This window comes from Pseudomonadota bacterium, assembly GCA_027624955.1.
Classification (GTDB): Bacteria; Pseudomonadota; Alphaproteobacteria; order UBA828; family UBA828; genus PTKB01.
This window is the reverse complement of sequence record JAQBTG010000016.1, coordinates 65,495-82,081: the sequence shown is the minus strand read 5'-3', so window position 1 is coordinate 82,081 and position 16,587 is coordinate 65,495. Positions and strand designations below refer to the sequence as shown.

Annotated in this window: 15 protein-coding genes; 8 read left to right on the top strand and 7 right to left on the bottom strand. The window is 60.6% G+C overall.

The features are described 5' to 3' along the window. From O3A94_08370 to O3A94_08355, 4 genes are all read right to left on the bottom strand, one after another. Positions 1 to 379 (bottom strand): hypothetical protein (locus O3A94_08370; protein ID MDA1356269.1); only part of this gene is annotated, 379 nt, incomplete at its 3' end. A 113-nt stretch (positions 380 to 492) separates the two neighbouring features. Further along, entirely contained in the window at positions 493 to 1,188 is a 696-nt protein-coding gene (locus tag O3A94_08365; GenBank protein ID MDA1356268.1) for a transglutaminase-like cysteine peptidase, read from the bottom strand. Between the two features lie 114 nt (positions 1,189 to 1,302). Continuing rightward, on the bottom strand, positions 1,303 to 2,352 hold the full coding sequence (locus O3A94_08360) for a TIGR03617 family F420-dependent LLM class oxidoreductase (GenBank protein ID MDA1356267.1): 1,050 nt from the start codon (positions 2,350 to 2,352) through the stop codon (positions 1,303 to 1,305). Positions 2,353 to 2,370: 18 nt separating this feature from the next. Next, complete coding sequence (locus O3A94_08355; GenBank protein ID MDA1356266.1) at positions 2,371 to 2,991, bottom strand: glutathione S-transferase N-terminal domain-containing protein; 621 nt, start codon at positions 2,989 to 2,991, stop codon at positions 2,371 to 2,373. Between the two features lie 232 nt (positions 2,992 to 3,223). On the opposite strand from O3A94_08355, the gene O3A94_08350 reads away from it, so the two are divergent. Continuing rightward, positions 3,224 to 3,562, top strand: coding sequence for a hypothetical protein (locus O3A94_08350; protein MDA1356265.1), 339 nt, complete (start codon positions 3,224 to 3,226; stop codon positions 3,560 to 3,562). Positions 3,563 to 3,620: 58 nt separating this feature from the next. Here O3A94_08350 and O3A94_08345 read toward each other — a convergent pair whose 3' ends face one another. Then, entirely contained in the window at positions 3,621 to 4,874 is a 1,254-nt protein-coding gene (locus O3A94_08345; protein ID MDA1356264.1) for an aminotransferase class V-fold PLP-dependent enzyme, read from the bottom strand. On the opposite strand from O3A94_08345, the gene O3A94_08340 reads away from it, so the two are divergent. Both O3A94_08340 and O3A94_08335 read left to right on the top strand, forming a co-directional pair. Further along, positions 4,873 to 6,276 (top strand): aminotransferase class III-fold pyridoxal phosphate-dependent enzyme, encoded by a 1,404-nt coding sequence (locus O3A94_08340; protein MDA1356263.1) that lies wholly within the window; start codon positions 4,873 to 4,875, stop codon positions 6,274 to 6,276. The genes O3A94_08345 and O3A94_08340 overlap by 2 nt on opposite strands. Before the next feature lie 42 nt (positions 6,277 to 6,318). After that, positions 6,319 to 6,729, top strand: coding sequence for a VOC family protein (locus O3A94_08335; GenBank protein MDA1356262.1), 411 nt, complete (start codon positions 6,319 to 6,321; stop codon positions 6,727 to 6,729). 11 nt (positions 6,730 to 6,740) lie between these two features. Here the strand turns inward: O3A94_08335 and O3A94_08330 are convergent, their stop codons facing one another. Further along, positions 6,741 to 7,670: a glyoxylate/hydroxypyruvate reductase A gene (locus tag O3A94_08330; GenBank protein MDA1356261.1), complete on the bottom strand. Its 930-nt coding sequence runs from the start codon at positions 7,668 to 7,670 to the stop codon at positions 6,741 to 6,743. A 45-nt stretch (positions 7,671 to 7,715) separates the two neighbouring features. After that, entirely contained in the window at positions 7,716 to 10,406 is a 2,691-nt protein-coding gene (gene mutS, locus O3A94_08325) for a DNA mismatch repair protein MutS (GenBank protein ID MDA1356260.1), read from the bottom strand. Between the two features lie 142 nt (positions 10,407 to 10,548). Between mutS and O3A94_08320 the strand changes: the two genes are divergently transcribed. The 5 genes from O3A94_08320 to pstA all read left to right on the top strand — a co-directional run bounded on the left by O3A94_08320 (position 10,549) and on the right by pstA (position 16,583). Then, a complete protein-coding gene (locus tag O3A94_08320) occupies positions 10,549 to 11,961 on the top strand; it encodes an ATP-binding protein (GenBank protein MDA1356259.1) in 1,413 nt (470 codons plus the stop codon). A 286-nt stretch (positions 11,962 to 12,247) separates the two neighbouring features. Continuing rightward, positions 12,248 to 13,549, top strand: coding sequence for a porin (locus O3A94_08315; GenBank protein ID MDA1356258.1), 1,302 nt, complete (start codon positions 12,248 to 12,250; stop codon positions 13,547 to 13,549). A 13-nt stretch (positions 13,550 to 13,562) separates the two neighbouring features. After that, positions 13,563 to 13,763 carry a hypothetical protein gene (locus O3A94_08310; protein ID MDA1356257.1) on the top strand — a complete coding sequence of 67 codons (201 nt, stop codon included), beginning with the start codon at positions 13,563 to 13,565 and terminating at the stop codon, positions 13,761 to 13,763. 124 nt (positions 13,764 to 13,887) lie between these two features. Then, on the top strand, positions 13,888 to 15,297 hold the full coding sequence (pstC, locus tag O3A94_08305) for a phosphate ABC transporter permease subunit PstC (GenBank protein MDA1356256.1): 1,410 nt from the start codon (positions 13,888 to 13,890) through the stop codon (positions 15,295 to 15,297). Beyond that, positions 15,294 to 16,583, top strand: a complete 1,290-nt coding sequence (gene pstA, locus O3A94_08300) for a phosphate ABC transporter permease PstA (protein ID MDA1356255.1) — start codon at positions 15,294 to 15,296, stop codon at positions 16,581 to 16,583. Before pstC ends, pstA begins: the two co-directional genes overlap by 4 nt. The last annotated feature ends 4 nt before the right edge of the window (positions 16,584 to 16,587 follow it).

Sequence of the window (16,587 nt, the reverse complement as noted above, 5' to 3'; positions counted from 1 at the left end):
GATTGTCGTCGCGGTGCAGCCATTGAGCCGCTTCACCCGGCCCGATGCGAACCCCGTGGGAGCAGCCCAACTGGATGTGGTCGCAGCGATCGCCCAGAATTAGATTGGCGGTCTCCACCATGGTCGGGTTCATCACCAGTTCGCCGTAGGCCTTCGACTTGGCCACCAGCGCCGAGAATCGCTGCGTCTTGAAGCCAGTATATACGTCGCTTCCGTTCGGGATCTTGTCGAACCACGGGTCGAGCTCTTCGAGCATCCACTCCATGTGTGATGCGGGCACGAGATTCTCGATGATGCAGCAGCCCGTTTCCTTGAGCTGCGCGTGAACCTCTTCAGGGTTCGATGTGTTGGCGATCTTTGGGACGATAGCTTTTGCCATGGAATCGGTGCTCCTCAGCGCTTGGACTAACCCTGCGATTTCGCCGACGAGTGTCCTTCTGTTACGCATGGCTCGTCAACGCCCGGCGCAGAAAACCAGCACAACCCTTCGGATCAGCCGCGGAAGCCCTTGTGCAGCCACCAGGAATTTTCGTTCATCGAGTAAAACGGCTTGTAGTGGCGAATGACCGAATGTTCGACCACGCGGCGTAACTGATTGTCGAGAATATAGCTCTCGCCGCCCAAATATACCGCGAGAATGGCGTGGCCGACTTTAAGGTTTAGGTCTTCCACCACCACGATGCGCAATTCCTCAACGGTGTAGCCAAGGGCGCGCAACGACATATATTTGCTGATGGCGAAGTCCTCGCAATCGCCGTCATGAATGAAGAATTGCTGCGGCGTGGCCCAGTAATCTTCGACATTCCAGTTGCGGATATCGCTGATGTAGCGCACGCCATTGAGATAGCGGTTGACCGTTTCAATCTGTTGGCGGCGCGATGTCGACGACAGGTGGCGGGTTGAATCGAGAAATGCCTGCCAGGCTTCGAGATGGCATGTGTTGAAGGTCCGCGCGTCGCAGCTGCCCTCGGGTATTTCCGTCGCCTTGAAATAACGCTTCAGCATGCCGCGCCATTTGGGAAACGCCTTGAGATTTTGGCTGACGATTTCGCGCGTGCCGAACAGTTCGGGATAGGGACCGGCTGCGAGGGACGCTGTGCTTGTCCAGGCGCTGAGCAACAGCGCCGCAGCCGCCCAGCCGAGGGCGGCATGCAACATCCATTTCTTCAGTTTTGCCGGAATGCGCATGGAATTTGACCGCTTATTGCTTTCCACCCGGACAGGATGGCATCCCAGGCAGGCCACAGTCTGTAATAGTTATCACGCACAACACTATGATTTTCTTCGCAATTTTCTTTACGATTAAGTGCCGTCGGCGGCAAACTCACGAAAGCTGGTCGGGATGCGTTGAATGTCCGCGATGAGGCCGGGCGGCATGTCGGAGCCCAATTCAGGCGCGGTACTGGCGTAAACGGCATCCGACAGGCCGGCAAATCGTTCAGCGACCGCACCGGCTATCTCATCATGACGGCCGATCACGGTGAATAACGCCAACACGTCGTCGCTGATTTCATCCGCCACTTCCTGCCACTTGCCGGCTTTGACCATCGCGTGAAGTTTATGGCCGAGATCTTCCAGCCCATGCTGTTGCAGCACCGGCCAATAGGCGCGGGTGGAACCGTAGAAAGCGACCCGTTGCCGCACCCATTTGATCTTCTCGGCGACCGCTTCGTCATCGCCGCCGGTGGCGATAAAGCCACCGCCGGTTATCTCATAGCCGGCGCGCGTCCGCCCGCGCTTCTCCAGCCCCGCCGCGATCAACGGCAGAACGATATTCTCCTGATAGCGCCGGGTGCAAAACGGATGCAGTCGCACGCCGTCGCACATCTCGGCGGCGACCCGCAACATGGCCGGCCCGACGGCACCGATGGTGACCGCCGGCGGCGCGGCGGAAATGGCCTCAGGCACGAAGGCAGGGGTCATCAGAGAAAAATTGTAATGTGTGCCCTCGAACGCGAGCTTCTCGCCGTCTCGCCAACACCGCCAAATGGCACGGAGCGCCGCGATATATTCACGCAGCCGTGGCGCTGGCGCGCTCCACGCCACCGAAAAGCGGCGCTCGTTATGGCCGCGCACCTGACTGCCCAGCCCGAGGACAAATCGGCCATCCGAGGCGGATTGCAGATCCCAACCCAGATTGGCGATCACCATCGGGCTGCGCGGAAAGGCGATAGCGACGCCGGTCAACAATGAGATGCGCCGCGTCGCCGTCGCGGCCACGGCGAGCGGCAAAAACGGGTCGTGACGGTTCTCCATTGTCATCAAACCGTCATAGCCGGCGTCCTCGGCCGCCGCGGCGGCGGCTGGCACCTTTTTCAAATCGTCTTGCGGCAGAGTGGTGAAAACTTTCATGGCGATCCCATACGGAAACTAACTGAGCGCAATCATGACATGCTCGCGGAACGCGTCGCGAGCCTGCAGTCGCGCATGCCACGCCTTAAGATGAGGCATATCAGGATGCACAATGTCGAGTGCGTAATACCGAAAACACGCGCAGCCGATCGGAATATCGGCCATGCTCAGCGCCGCGCCCGCCGCATAGGGCTTGTCAGCCAAATGGGCGTCCAAGATACGCCAGGCATCGGCCAAGACTGCGGCGGCGGCAGCGATGCCGTCGGTGTCGCGCTCTTCCGGTGGGGTACGGACAAGGCCAACAAAGACTGGATTTATCAGCGGCGCGATGGTGGTGGTCATCCAATCCATCCATTGATCCGCTTGGGCGCGCGCGGCGGCATCCTCCGGCCACAGATCGCCGGCACTATATTTTGCCGCGAGATAGCGCACCACGGCATTCGATTCCCAAACCACAGTGCCGTCATCCACGATGGCCGGTACGCGGCCATTGGGATTCAGAGCGAGAAATTCCGGCGTATCCAGCCCGCCAAATTGGCGTCCGGCATCGATGCGCTCATGTGCTAAGCCCAATTCGGCCACCGTCCACATAACTTTTTGCACATTGATGGAGTTGGTTCTTCCCCAGACCGTCAGCATCATATCTCCTCTAGGTCCATATTAATTTAACTAAAACAAAGCGTTATTGAAGTTCGCAACACAGTTCGGCCGCACTTCCGACGCGTTAACCAATTCTTTCCAAGTTCAGGCGCAGGATCGAAGTTAGGCGTAATAGCGTCATTGATGAACAACAATGTTGGGATCGAAGTGAGAATGAAGCCGGTTGGGATCGTAGGCGAAACGCTACGACCTAAACGGAAGGAGAAGTACCGTGAAACTTTTATCCGCCTTTATTGTAGCTGCCGCCCTATCCGGCCTGCCCCTTAGCGCAAGCGCCGAAGAGCAACCTGCCAGTCAATCTGCGCAGACCCGGGGGCAACCGAATTCCTGCGTGCCCCACAAAACCGCCATCGATCAGTTGGGCAAGATGTTCAACGAAAAAGTCGTCGGCCTCGGCCTCGGCAAGAACCAGAAAAGCGTCGTCGAACTTTACGTCAGCACTGCCGGCAGTTGGACAATCCTGGTGACGTTGACCAACGGCATGAGCTGTATCGCCGCCGCCGGGCAAAATTGGACCGATACCGCCGCCCAAGCTGGACTGGCCCTTTAAGCATCGCCTCGGACTTTCCGCCTGAAGATCCGGTTAGGGATTATCTGCGGCGAGCTTTTTAGGTGACATAGACGACGGCGTTTTCCGCGGCCACCAATCGCCCGGCGCGAACTTCCTCGACCACAATTTGCAAGTCGGCCAAATATTCCTCGACCATGTTCTGGTGCGATACGTTCACCCACAGCATGATTGAATTGGGCTGCTCGGCACGAACGGCCGACCAGCCCTTCTCAGCCATTCCCGTCTCGACGGCAAATATATCGAACAGCTTTGAGCTAAAAAAGAAATGCAGGGCATGTGGGCTGGCGATGATCTCGAGCCCCTCTATTTCTTCGATTCCCCTCATCAGTTGCTGCTTGATATCGCGCTGGCCGGCGAACACCCGGAGATAGCCTTCCTCACCGAGATAGTTCATCACCGCCCACGCCGACGCCAGCGGCCCACCCGAGCGTGAGCCGGTGATATTGGCTGTGCTGTACACGCCGGCCGGCCAATCGCCATATGATGTGCGCTGGTAACGCTCGAGTTCGGCGTCGCGCAGCAGCACCAAGGAGACGCCCTTGTTGGCATAACCGAATTTGTGTAAATCGACCGACATCGACATCACCCCCGGAACCGCGAAATCGAAATCTGGCATAGGTTCGCCGAGGCGGCGCATGAACGGCAGAATGCAGCCGCCGATGCAGCCATCGACATGCATCCAAAGACCATGCCCCCGGGCGATGGCAGCGATCTCCTCGATCGGATCGGTCTCGCCGTAGGGATACGGCGGGGCGGAGCCCATGATCATGATCGTGGCGTCGTTGACCGCATCCGCCATGGCCGCCACATCGGCGCGCCATTCCGGACTTTCAGCCATGCGCACGACCTTGACGCCCAGCATATGGCCGGCTTTGTCGAATGCCGGGTGGGCGGTGTGGGGAATAATCAATTCAGGCGTCCCGTCCACCGGGCGGGTTTCGCGCGCCCATTCGCGCGCCGTCTTCACGCTCATCATGATGCTCTCGGTGCCGCCGCTGCTGACACTGCCGCCGGCACCCTCCGGCGCGTTCAGAAGCGACAGCATCATGTCGACAACATCCGATTCATATTGTCCCAGGCTGCGGTACGCGGTGCGCGAGAATATAGCGTTCTCGGCGAGGTACATATTCAGCGCGCTGTTGGCGACTTCGAGCACATCCTCACCGCCAAAATAGGCCGGCTTAAAACTATGCGCATCGCGCCACGGCATATCGCTCTCGCGCGCTGCCGTCATCTCGGTTTCGATATCTTTCCAGCTCCTGGACAACTGCGGAAAACGAGAATTTCGCATGCCTGTCTCCATTTTTCTTCCAGCCTATGCAGAGTGGCTGATAAATCATAGGCTGCGCAGCAGGCAAAGCAAATCGGGAGAAAAGAAAATGCAGGGCTCCAACAGACGCTACGACCTGATTCCCTGGGCGGCCCAAAATGCGGTCCATCCGGTAACCCGAATTGAGCGCGGCGAAGGCGCCTATATTTACGATTCCGACGGTCGCAAATACCTCGATTTTTCTTCCCAATTGGTCAACGTCAACCTCGGCCATGGCCATCCCAAAGTGGTGAAGGCCATACAGGAACAGGCGGCGCGTCTGTGCTATATCGGGCCGCACTTCACAACCGATGCGCGCGAAAAGCTGGGCGCCAAACTGGCCGAAATCGCACCCGGCGACATCTCCACCGCGTTCTTTACCGACAGTGGCAGCGAAGCCAACGAGATCGCCATAACCATCGCCCGCCTGGTGACGGGGCGGCGCAAAATCATGACCCGCTACCGCTCCTATCACGGCACCACCAGCGGCGCGCTATCGGCGAGCGGCGACCCAAGACGCATCGCGGCAGGCTATGAGCAGCCTAATGTGGTGCGCATTTTCGATCCTTATTGCCACCGCTGCAGCTTCAAACTGACTTATCCGGGATGCGGCGTGCACTGCGCTGCGAGCGTTGAGGAAGTGATTCAGCGCGAGGGGCCGGGGCAAATCGCTGCACTGCTCGCCGAGCCGATGACTGCCGCCGCAGGCGGCATCGCCCCACCGCCGGAATATTTCCCGATGCTACGCGAGATTTGTGACCGCTACGGCATTCTCTTAATCGCCGACGAAGTGATCACCGGCTTTGGCCGCACCGGCAAATGGTTTGCCATGGATCACTGGGGTGTCGTGCCCGACATGATCACCAGCGCCAAGGGCATAACATCGGGTTATGTGCCGATGGGCGTGGTGATGATGCGCGATCACATCGCGCGCCATTTCGACGACAACTGGATCCCGGTGGGCTCGACGCAAACTGCCAACCCAATCGCCTGCGCCGCCGCGGTGGCAACGCTCGAGGCCTATGAAGAAGACGGCCTGATCGAGAATGCCGCGGCGATGGGCGTGGTCCTCCGCGACGGTCTAGAAAAATTAAAAGCGAAACATGACGTTATAAGCGACGTCCGCAACCTCGGCCTGCTGGCATGCATCGAACTGGTATCCGATGGCGTCACGCGCGAGCCGTTGTCGGCGTCGTTCGGCCATGACGAGAGTATTGCCTGGATCAAACGCCGGGTGCTCGAGCTCGGCCTCGAAGTGCGCGTCAGCGACCACTTTATTTTGATCGGCCCGCCGCTCTCGATCACGGCAGAGGAAATCGCCTGGGCGATGACCGTGTTCGATGTAATATTGGGAGAGGTGGACGAGCGCCTCAAAGCGGCTTGAGAAAGCAAACTGACGCCAGTTGATAACGCCGGAGTCAACAGCATGGCATTACATTCGCTCGACCACGTCACCATCCGCCCGCGCGACCTAGAAGCAACGCGGGATTTCTATGTCAACATTGTCGGCCTTCGGGACGGCCAGCGCCCGCCGTTCGGATTTCCCGGCTATTGGCTCTATGCCGGAGAGGTGCCAGTCATCCATCTCGTCGGCGCCGGCAATCCGACCGATGACTTTGTTGGCTATTCCGGGGCCACTCAGCCCGCAGCCGGCTCAGGCGCGGTCGACCATGTCGCCTTTACCTATGACGCGGAAGATTATGACAAGACCTGCGCCGCCATTGCAGCGCTCGGATTCGCCAGCAAGAGCCAAACCGTGCCCAAATTGGGCCTCCGGCAACTCTTCATCAAAAATCCGGATGACGTTCTCGTCGAGCTAAATTTCCCGGTCGCATAGCTCGGCCTCACTCAATAGCCAGCCTTGGGGTCGACCAGATGGTGCGGCACCTCGCCAGCGCGAATGCGGCGCACATTGTCCGCTACCAAGCGCGCACCGGATCTGGCATTGGTCACCGACGCGATATGCGGCGTGACGGTGATGTTGGGCACTCGCCACAACGGATCATCGGCAGGCAGAGGCTCCGCCCGCGTGACGTCGAGCACGGCCTGTCCAAGGCGGCCTGATTCGAGAGCGGCGATCAAATCCGCCTCGACCACGAGGCCGCCGCGCGCGCCGTTGATCAGGCATGCCCCTTGCGGCAAGGCGCTCAATGTCCGGCGGTTGATGATGCCTTCGGTATCCGGTGTCAGCGGTAAAAGGCAAACTAAGATTTCGCATCCCGCGAGGAATTCGTCCAGGCGCCCGAGACCGGCGAAACTCTCCACACCCGGCAGGCGTTTCTCACGCCGGCTCCAGCTGCGGACAGCAAAACCGATATGTTGAAGTGCCTCGGCCGCGGCGGCGCCGAGAACGCCGAGGCCCATGATGCCAACGCACCGTTCCTGCGCAAACGGCTGGCCGAGCGGCCGCCAGACCTGTTGTTGTTGCTGTGCCTTGTAGGCGGACACCTGGCGGTGGCAGAAAAGCGTATGCAACAAAACATATTCGCGCATGCCCTGGGTCAGATTACCGTCGACCATGCGCGTCATCGGCACGCCGTCGGGCAAGGTCGTGGCGGCGAGCAAATGATCGACGCCAGCGCCAAGTGAGGCGATCAGCTTTAAATTGGGAAAGCGCAGCAACTGCTCCTGCATGGGATCCCATACCAGCGCGACTTCGACCTCGCGCACCTCCCCGACATCGGGCCAGATTCGAAATTCGAGATCCGGCAAGGCCTCGGCAAAGGCGGCGCGCCACTCGTCTGGATCGTCCGTCCGGCTGCAAAAGATCAACGACATGGGCGCTCAAATATCATGATTTGCTCCGGCTGACCTCAAGAAACTTCATTCGTCTGGCAGCATCGCACGCAGGCGATAAACAAGTTCGAGTGCAGCACGCGGGCTGAGTGAATCAACGTCCGTTGTGAACAGCGCAGCGCGCAGTTCGTCCGCCGAGCCCTTCCCCGCGGCACGTGTCCCGGAGCGCGGCCGAGGAACAGCGAACAACGGTAAATCTTCCGCTAAGCGCGCCACGGCACCGCTTTGCTCGCCCTTTTCCAGCGTCGCCAGGATTTCTTCGGCACGGCTCAGCACCGCTTCGGGCAGGCCGGCCAGGCGCGCCACGTGAATGCCATAGGAGCGATCGGCGGCGCCGCTGATAACCTCATGCAGGAACACCACATCGTCCTGCCACTCCTTGACCCGCATGGTGTTGCAGGAGAGCCGGTCGAGCTTCGGCGCGAGCGCGGTCAACTCGTGATAATGGGTGGCAAACAGGGTGCGGCATTTGTTGACTTCATGGAGATGCTCAACCGCGGCCCAGGCGATGGAGAGGCCGTCGAAGGTGGCGGTGCCGCGCCCGATCTCATCGAGAATTACCAGCGCCTTGGGCCCGGCGAGATTGAGGATCGCCGCCGTCTCGATCATTTCCACCATGAAGGTTGAGCGCCCGCGCGCCAAATCGTCCGCCGCGCCGACGCGGCTGAACAAGCGGTCGACAACACCGATATGAGCGCGCTCGGCAGGCACGAAAGAACCCATCTGCGCAAGCACGGCGATCAGTGCGTTTTGCCTGAGAAATGTGCTTTTCCCCGCCATGTTGGGACCGGTGACGAGCCACAGATGACGCTCCGGCCCGAGGTCGCAATCGTTGGGCACATATTTTTGCTCGCGCTCGACCAGCGCCTCGACTACGGCATGACGCCCGCCGCGGATATCGAAATCCTGGCTGCTGTCCACCACGGGGCGGCTATAATTTCGCTCGACCGCCAATTGCGCCAAGCCCGAGGCGACATCGAGAACCGCGGCGGCGCGCGCCAGGCGTGCGATATCTTCAGCCCGCGCGGTGACCTCACCGAGCAGTTGGTCGAACAACTGCAATTCCAGCTCGAGCGCTTTCTGCGCCGCATTGTTTATTTTATTTTCAAGCTCGCCCAGTTCGACCGTGGTGAACCGCACCGCACTTGCCAATGTCTGGCGATGGATGAACCCGTCGCCGAGCTTGACTGCATTGCGTTCGCTGACATCGACAAAATAGCCGAGCACATTGTTGTGCTTGATCTTGAGGCTTTGGACATCGGTTTCAGCCCGGTAGCGCGCTTCCATATTGGCGATCAGGCGCCGACTTTCATCACGCAGGGTGACGATTTCGTCGAGCGGCGTGCTATATCCGGCAGCGATAAAACCGCCGTCGCGGACGAACAAGGGCGGCGTCGGCACCAGCGCCTTGGCCAAGCGCGCGGCGAGAACATCATGCTGCCCGAGGCCCTCAGTCATGGCGCCGAGAGCGCCCAGAGCGGCCATCGTTTCGCCGGACACCGCCAATTCGCCAGGCTTATCAAGAATGGCGCGCAGGCGCGGCGCGAGGGCAAGCCCATCACGCACTGCCGCCAGATCGCGCGGACCGCCGCGCCCGATGGTGAGACGCGAGAGTGCGCGTTCGATATCGGGAAACGCTCTGAGGGCACTGCGCATGGCCTCACGCGCCGCTGTGCCGGTGACGAAAACATCGACCTGGTCGAAGCGCCGCGCGATCGCATCCGGAGCGGTGAGCGGTGCGGCCAGGCGGGCATGCAGAAGACGGGCGCCAAGGCCCGAAACGGTGCGGTCGATGACCGAAAGAAGCGAGCCCTTGCGCCCCCCGGTGAGCGCATGTGTCAGTTCCAAATTGCGCCGGGTGGAGGCATCGATGGCCATGCTCGCGTCTTCGGATACCGCGCTCAAAGCGGCGAGACGCGGCAGCTTGCCCTTTTGCGTGATGCTGACATATTCGACAATCGCACCCGCCGCCGCCAGTTCCGCACGACCAAACTCACCGAAGCCGTCGAGTGCAGCCACATTGTAGAGCGCGCACAGGCGGCGCTCGCCGGCCAGGCTGTCGAACAGACGCGCCGGCTGCGGCGAGAGGGCGGCCTTCCATGCAGCAAAAAGCTCGAACAGCTCCGGTGTCTCCAGCATCGTTTCGGAAATCAGTATCTCGCCCGGCGCGAGTTGGGCGAACGCGGCTGGCAGTCCTGCCGGCGCACAATTCATAACGCGGAACTCGCCCGTCGACATGTCGCACCACGCCACCGCCCACTGCCCTTCCGCCCGACCCAAAGCGACCAGATAGTTTGATGCGCGCGCATCGAGAAGCGAATCCTCGGTGAGCGTGCCAGGGGTGACGAGCCGCTCAACCTCGCGCGCCACCACCGCCTTGGCGCCGCGCTTTTTCGCCGCCGCCGGATCTTCGGTCTGTTCACACACCGCCACCTTGAAGCCGGCATGAATGAGCTTTTCGAGATAGCCGTCAGCGGCCCGCACCGGTACGCCGCACATCGGTATGTCCTGGCCAGCATGTTTGCCGCGCTGTGTGAGGGCGATGCTGAGCGCCGCTGACGCCTGCACCGCATCATCGAAGAACAGCTCGTAGAAATCACCCATGCGATAGAACAGCAGGGTCTCAGGATGGTCGCGCTTGATCGCCAAATATTGCGCCATCATCGGCGTCGTTGCCGGCAGTTCGTCTGGCCCGGATATTGTCGCTTTCTTGTCCATTGCACGAGACGGTAACACAGGGGAGGATTGTCGAAACACTTTGCGTTAAGGCCTGGGCGACCCTGGGCGTCCCTGGGCCAGAGCATAAATTGCCGCGCGCTGCACGGCCGTAAACAAAACATCGTAAGACCGGGAAAGCGCTATGGTTTGGCGAGACGTACCCTTAGGCCGATGGCTGCGCGCGGTGAGCATTGCCGCGGCTCCCCTGGCGCTCGGCTTTATCGTGCTCGCCGCGCTCGGCCTGCTGGCGCCGGGTGTCGCCGCACTGACCTGGCTCGGCCTGACTTTGATCAGCGCCGCCGCCATTCATTGGCTGCTCGGCGATTTGCTCCAGGTAAAAAACCAATTGGAGCAATTGGTGCGCGGCGGTGCAGTCACCGCGGCAAGCGCGCGAACGCGCATCGGCCGCGAATTGACTCAGTCCGGGCAGCGCGCCGAACGTGAAATTGGGCAGCGCACGGCGCGCCTTAGAAGCGACGTGGACGGCATGGAACGTGCCTTGGACGCGCTGCCCGGTCCGGTGTTGCTGCTAAACGAGGGGCACAAAGTGGTGCGCGCCAACCGAGCCTCGGAGAATTTGCTCGGCGGCGAACTTGCGGGACGCGACATGTCGGCCGTGCTGCGCAACCCTGACGTCGTCGCAGCGCTGGAAGAGGCGGAGCGCACGGGCGCCGGACAAGATGCCGCCTTTACCTTACAGGCGCCAGTGCGACGTCATTTTTCCGCCCGGATCGAGCCGCTCAAGGAGCATGCGGCGGACGGCACCGCGATCGTGCTAGCGCTGGTCGATATGACGGCAGTGCGCCGCGCCGATCAAATGCGCGCCGATTTCGTCGCCAACGCGAGCCATGAAATTCGTACGCCGCTCGCGACATTGAGCGGCTTCATCGAAACCCTGAGCGGGCCCGCCAAGGACGATGCCGAGGCGCGCGGGCGCTTCCTCGCCATCATGGCCCAGCATGCTGAACGCATGACGCGGCTGGTGGAGGATTTACTCTCGCTCTCGCGCATCGAGATGAACGAGCAGACGCCGCCGACGGATCGCGTGGACCTACCGGCAGTGCTCGCTACTGTTGCCACAAATCTCGAATTTCGCGCCGCCGCGCGCGCAGCAACCATCGAACAAGATATCGCGGCGGGCCTTCCGCCCTTAACCGGCGATGCCGGCGAACTGACGCAGCTCTTTCAAAACCTTGTCGACAACGCGATCAAATATGGCGGCGAAGGCGGCACTGTGCGCATCCGCGCGTGGCACGAAGCATCGGACCAAGGCGCCGCCACCAGCGGCGCTTCACAAGCCGGCGATATCCTGGTGTCGATCGCCGATGAGGGCGACGGCATAGCACGCCAGCACTTGCCGCGTCTGACCGAACGTTTCTATCGCGTCGATACCGCGCGTTCGCGCGAGCTTGGCGGCACCGGCCTCGGGCTCGCCATCGTCAAACATGTCGCCAGCCGCCACCGCGCAACGCTGGCAATCGAATCGGAGACGGGAAAAGGCAGCATCTTCACGCTCCGCTTCCCGCACACCGCGCGCACACCACAACAAGACTGATCCGATTTCCAAAATCAGGTGTTGCAAACGATAATCATTCGCAATAACATTTGGATGCTCGAAACAAAGCTCTGTTACGCAACGGCAACATCCCGCTCATAGGAAGTTAACCAAACCGTGGCAAGATGCCTCACGGCAAACGGCAATATAAATGCACAAACAAACTGTTGAGCGGCTCCGAAACGGTCAGCTTTCCAAACGCAAGCAAACTGATATTCGAGTGAGATGGCTGACGCGAGCAAGTTTAAGCAGCACCCCGGCAAAACAAGGCAATTGGAACACACCAATGATTGAGCGATTGAAGATAAACCAAACGCATACCCGCCGGATCGCCCGCGCCGGGCTTCTGATGAGCGCAGCTATCATCAGCGCGCCACTTATATTGGCGGCCCCCGCCGCCGCGGACGACCTATCCGATATCAAAGCGGAAAACGCCGCACTAAAAAACCAGATCGAAAGCCTGGCCCGCGATCTGCAAGAACTACGCGACGATGTGCATCAGAACGAGCAAGCGGTCGCCGCGGTTAAGGCCGAATCTTACGCTGCGGGCCCGACCGTCACGTCTGGACAGGCAAACACCTCTCTCAGCATATCCGGCCAGCTCAGCCGCATGGTTTTCTATGCCGACGACGGCAATCAGGCGCGCTGGTTTCAGGCCGACAATGACATGGCGTCGACCCGCTTGCGCTTTGCCGGCAAGACCAAAATGGACGAGGATTGGACCGCCGGCATGCTGATCGAGGCGGAGTTCGCATCAAACTCGACCGCCGACGTCACGATTGACCAAAATACCTCTGTTATCGCCAGCAACAGCTTCACCGAGCGCAAACTCGAGCTGTGGTTTAACAACGCCAAGTTGGGCAAGCTCTATTTAGGCCAGGGATCGACCGCCTCCGACGGTTCGGTAGAAGTGGATTTGTCCGGCACTGGGGCAATCTCAAGTTCCGGCTTCTCCAGTCTCGGCAGTTCCTTGTTATTCCGTCTCTCAGGCACCGGGGGCACGTCGTCGGGCGTGACGGTAGATGATCTGTTCGACACCCAGGACGGCCTGAGCCGAGATGACCGGGTACGTTATGACAGCCCGACATTCGCCGGCGTCAAGCTTTCGACCTCCTGGGTCGACGGCGATGAATGGGATGTCGCGGCGCGTTATGGCCGCGAATTCGATGGCTATGAAGTGGCTCTTGCCACCAGCTACTGGGATGCCTCACCAACAGCTCAAAAAACCGGCCTTGGCTTTTCCGGCTCGGTCAAGGCGCCGTTCGGCACCAGCCTGACCGGCAGCTATTCCGTTGAGGACCTGGAAGCGGCGGGCCGCGACGATGAGCAATTCTGGTACGTCAAACTCGGCCATGACTTTGAACTGACGGAAATTGGCGGCACTGCCGTCAGCATCGATTATGCCGAAACGGAAAATGCCGGCGGGAGCAATCGCGAAGGCACGTTCTACAGCATCGCCGCTGTACAAAAAATCGACAAGCTCAGCACCCAGTTTTATGCCACCGTCGGCATGTTTGAGGCCGATATCCCCGCCGTGCAAACCGAGGATATCACCATCGGCGGCGTTGGCGCCCTGATGAAATTTTAGCGGGAGAGACGCTATGCGCCGCGCCCATCCATTTCTCCGTTGTGGCCACTTAAAATCTGCCGCCGTGTTGCTGGTCACCGTTATGCTCGCTGTTTCCGCCTGTGGCGGCAAGCCGCTGCATACCAGCAAATGGCAGGATCCCGCCGATGAAATGGAGCCCGGCCCGGGTCTGTTCTCCGGCGCAGACGGCGAATTCACGATCCACGCCGAGTAGTTCGCCAGAGTTCTAAATCGCTCTGCAAAGCCGCCGTCATAAAACCGTAACATTGGCGGAGTATGTCTCGCCTGTCCGATAGCGCTGCCGACATGATTCAGGCGGCGCGACGGCGTATTGATTCATGGGCGCGAGCGGAGGCCGCAAGCGCGTGCAGCTACTCATTCTTCTCATCGCGCTCGGCGCGATCGCCGCGTTCGGCTATTTTCTGGCACGGCGGAGATTGCTTGGCACCGCTGGCAAACAAGCAATTCGCCCGCATTCCATGCCGAGCTATCACGGCTGGTATGTCGCTCTTTGGTGCGCGCTGCCGTCGCTCATCATATTGCTGTTTTGGCTGCTGTTCGAAGAGCGCATCCTTGAAGCCCTGCTGATCTCCTATCTCGGCCCAGAGTTAACCGCGCAATCCACCGACATGCTCGGCCTTTTGCTGAACGATATCCGCAATCTGGCGGCCGGCGACGCGGTAAGCCGCGAGGCCGATCCCGCGCTGGTAGCTGCGGCCGAGCGCTACAGCGCGATGCGCACGACCGCCCGCGCCGCCATGCTGGGCGGCGGCCTCGCTCTGGCCGTAGTCGGGCTGGGCTGGTCGTGGCGCCACGTCGCGCCGGCCTTTCGCGCCCGCCACAAGGTCGAACGCGTGGTGCGCGGCGCCCTGATCCTGGCTTCCTTCGTCGCCGTCGTGACGACGGTCGGCATCATCCTCTCGGTGCTGTTCGAATCGATCCGCTTCTTTTCCATCGTGCCGGTGGGCGATTTCCTGTTCGGTCTTGAATGGAGCCCGCAAACTGCCATCCGCAACGATCAGGTCGGTAGTTCGGGCGCTTTCGGCGCGGTACCGCTCTTTACCGGCACGTTGTTGATTACTTTGATCGCGATGTTGGTCGCCCTGCCGATCGGGCTGTTTTCGGCAATCTATATGGCCGAGTTCGCCAACCCTCGGGTTCGCAACACGATCAAGCCGATGCTTGAAATCCTGGCCGGCGTACCGACCGTGGTGTACGGCTTTTTCGCCGCGCTGACGGTCGCCCCTGCATTGCGCGGCGCCGGCGCCTATCTCGGCCTGGATGTCGCGTCCGAGAGCGCGCTCGCGGCTGGCGCGGTGATGGGCATCATGATCATTCCGTTCATTTCTTCGCTGAGCGATGACGCCATCGTCGCGGTGCCGCGCGCGCTGCGGGAAGGCTCACTTGCGATGGGAGCAACCCGCGCGGAAACCGTGCTGAAAGTGATCCTGCCGGCGGCGCTGCCGGGTATCGTCGCGGCCTGTTTGCTGGCCATCAGCCGCGCCATCGGTGAAACCATGATCGTCGTCATGGCGGCGGGCCTCGCGGCCAAGCTCACGGCCAATCCGCTCGACGCTGTGACCACGGTGACCGCACAAATGGTCACCCTTCTGGTCGGCGATCAGGAATTCGATAGTGCCAAAACCCTGGCCGCCTTCGCGCTTGGTCTGGCACTCTTTCTCGCCACTTTGGCGCTCAATGTCCTGGCGCTTTATATCGCGCGCAAATATCGCGAGCAGTACGAATGACGGGCGCGGGCTGGCAGGTTTCGGAATTCAGCAAGCGACGGCTGAAAAAGCGCTACCGCCGGGAACGCCGGATGAAGGTGCTCGGCATCCTGGCTATTGTCCTCGCGCTCGGCGTTTTGGTGGTGCTCATTGGCTCGGTCATCGCGCGCGGCTATCCCGCTTTCGTCAAAACGGAAATCAGGCTTGAGGTCGCTCTCGAATCCGCATTGATCGATCCCAGCGGCACCAACCAAAAGGGCGATCTGGCCGATGGAAAATACGGCAAGATCATACGCAATGCCCTGTTCAAAGCATTCCCCGAAGTCGTTGAACGCGCCGAGAGGCGTCAGTTGATCGGTTTGATGAGCAAGGGTGCGCGCTTTGAATTGCGCGGCATGATCGAGCGCGACCCCGAGCTGGTGGGGACGGTGCAGAAAATCTGGCTGACCGCCTCCAGCGATGTCGACATGATAACCAAGGGCAGCCTGCCGCGTGCTGTGCCGGAAGCGGAACGCCGCCTCGACGACCGCCAGCTTGGCTGGCTCGACCGCTTCGAGGCGGCCGAAGATTTGCGCACTGTGTTCAACGGCCGGTTTTTTACCGGCTCGGATTCGCGCGAGCCGGAATTGGCCGGCATCGGCGGCGCGCTGGCCGGATCGTTTTGGACCTTGTTGATTACCCTCGTTCTGGCCTTTCCCCTCGGCGTCGCCGCGGCGATCTATCTGCAGGAGTTTGCGCCCAAGAACAGCCTCACAGATTTTGTCGAGGTCAACATCAACAATTTGGCCGCCGTGCCCTCGATCGTCTTCGGCTTGCTCGGATTGGTTATTTTCATTCAGCTTTTCGAGCTGCCACGCTCGACCGCTATCGTCGGCGGACTAACGCTGATGCTGATGACGCTGCCCACCATCATCATCGCCACGCGCGCCGCACTTTCCGCGGTACCGCCTTCCATTCGCGAAGCCGCGCACGGCGTCGGCGCCTCGCCGCTGCAAGTGGTGTCGCATCATGTGCTGCCGCTGGCGATGCCGGGGATCATGACCGGGACGATTATCGGCATGGCCCGCGCGCTCGGCGAAACGGCACCACTCCTGATGATCGGCATGGTCGCATTCATCGTTGATATCCCCTCGGCGCCATTCGATTCAGCAACCGCCCTTCCCGTACAAATTTTTCTGTGGGCAGATAGTCCGGAACGCGGATTCACCGAAAAAATGTCCGCCGCAATTCTCGTCCTGCTTGCCTTCCTCATCATCATGAATGCGCTTGCAGTCTATCTGCGGCGGCGTTTCGAAATCCGCTGGTAGGCGG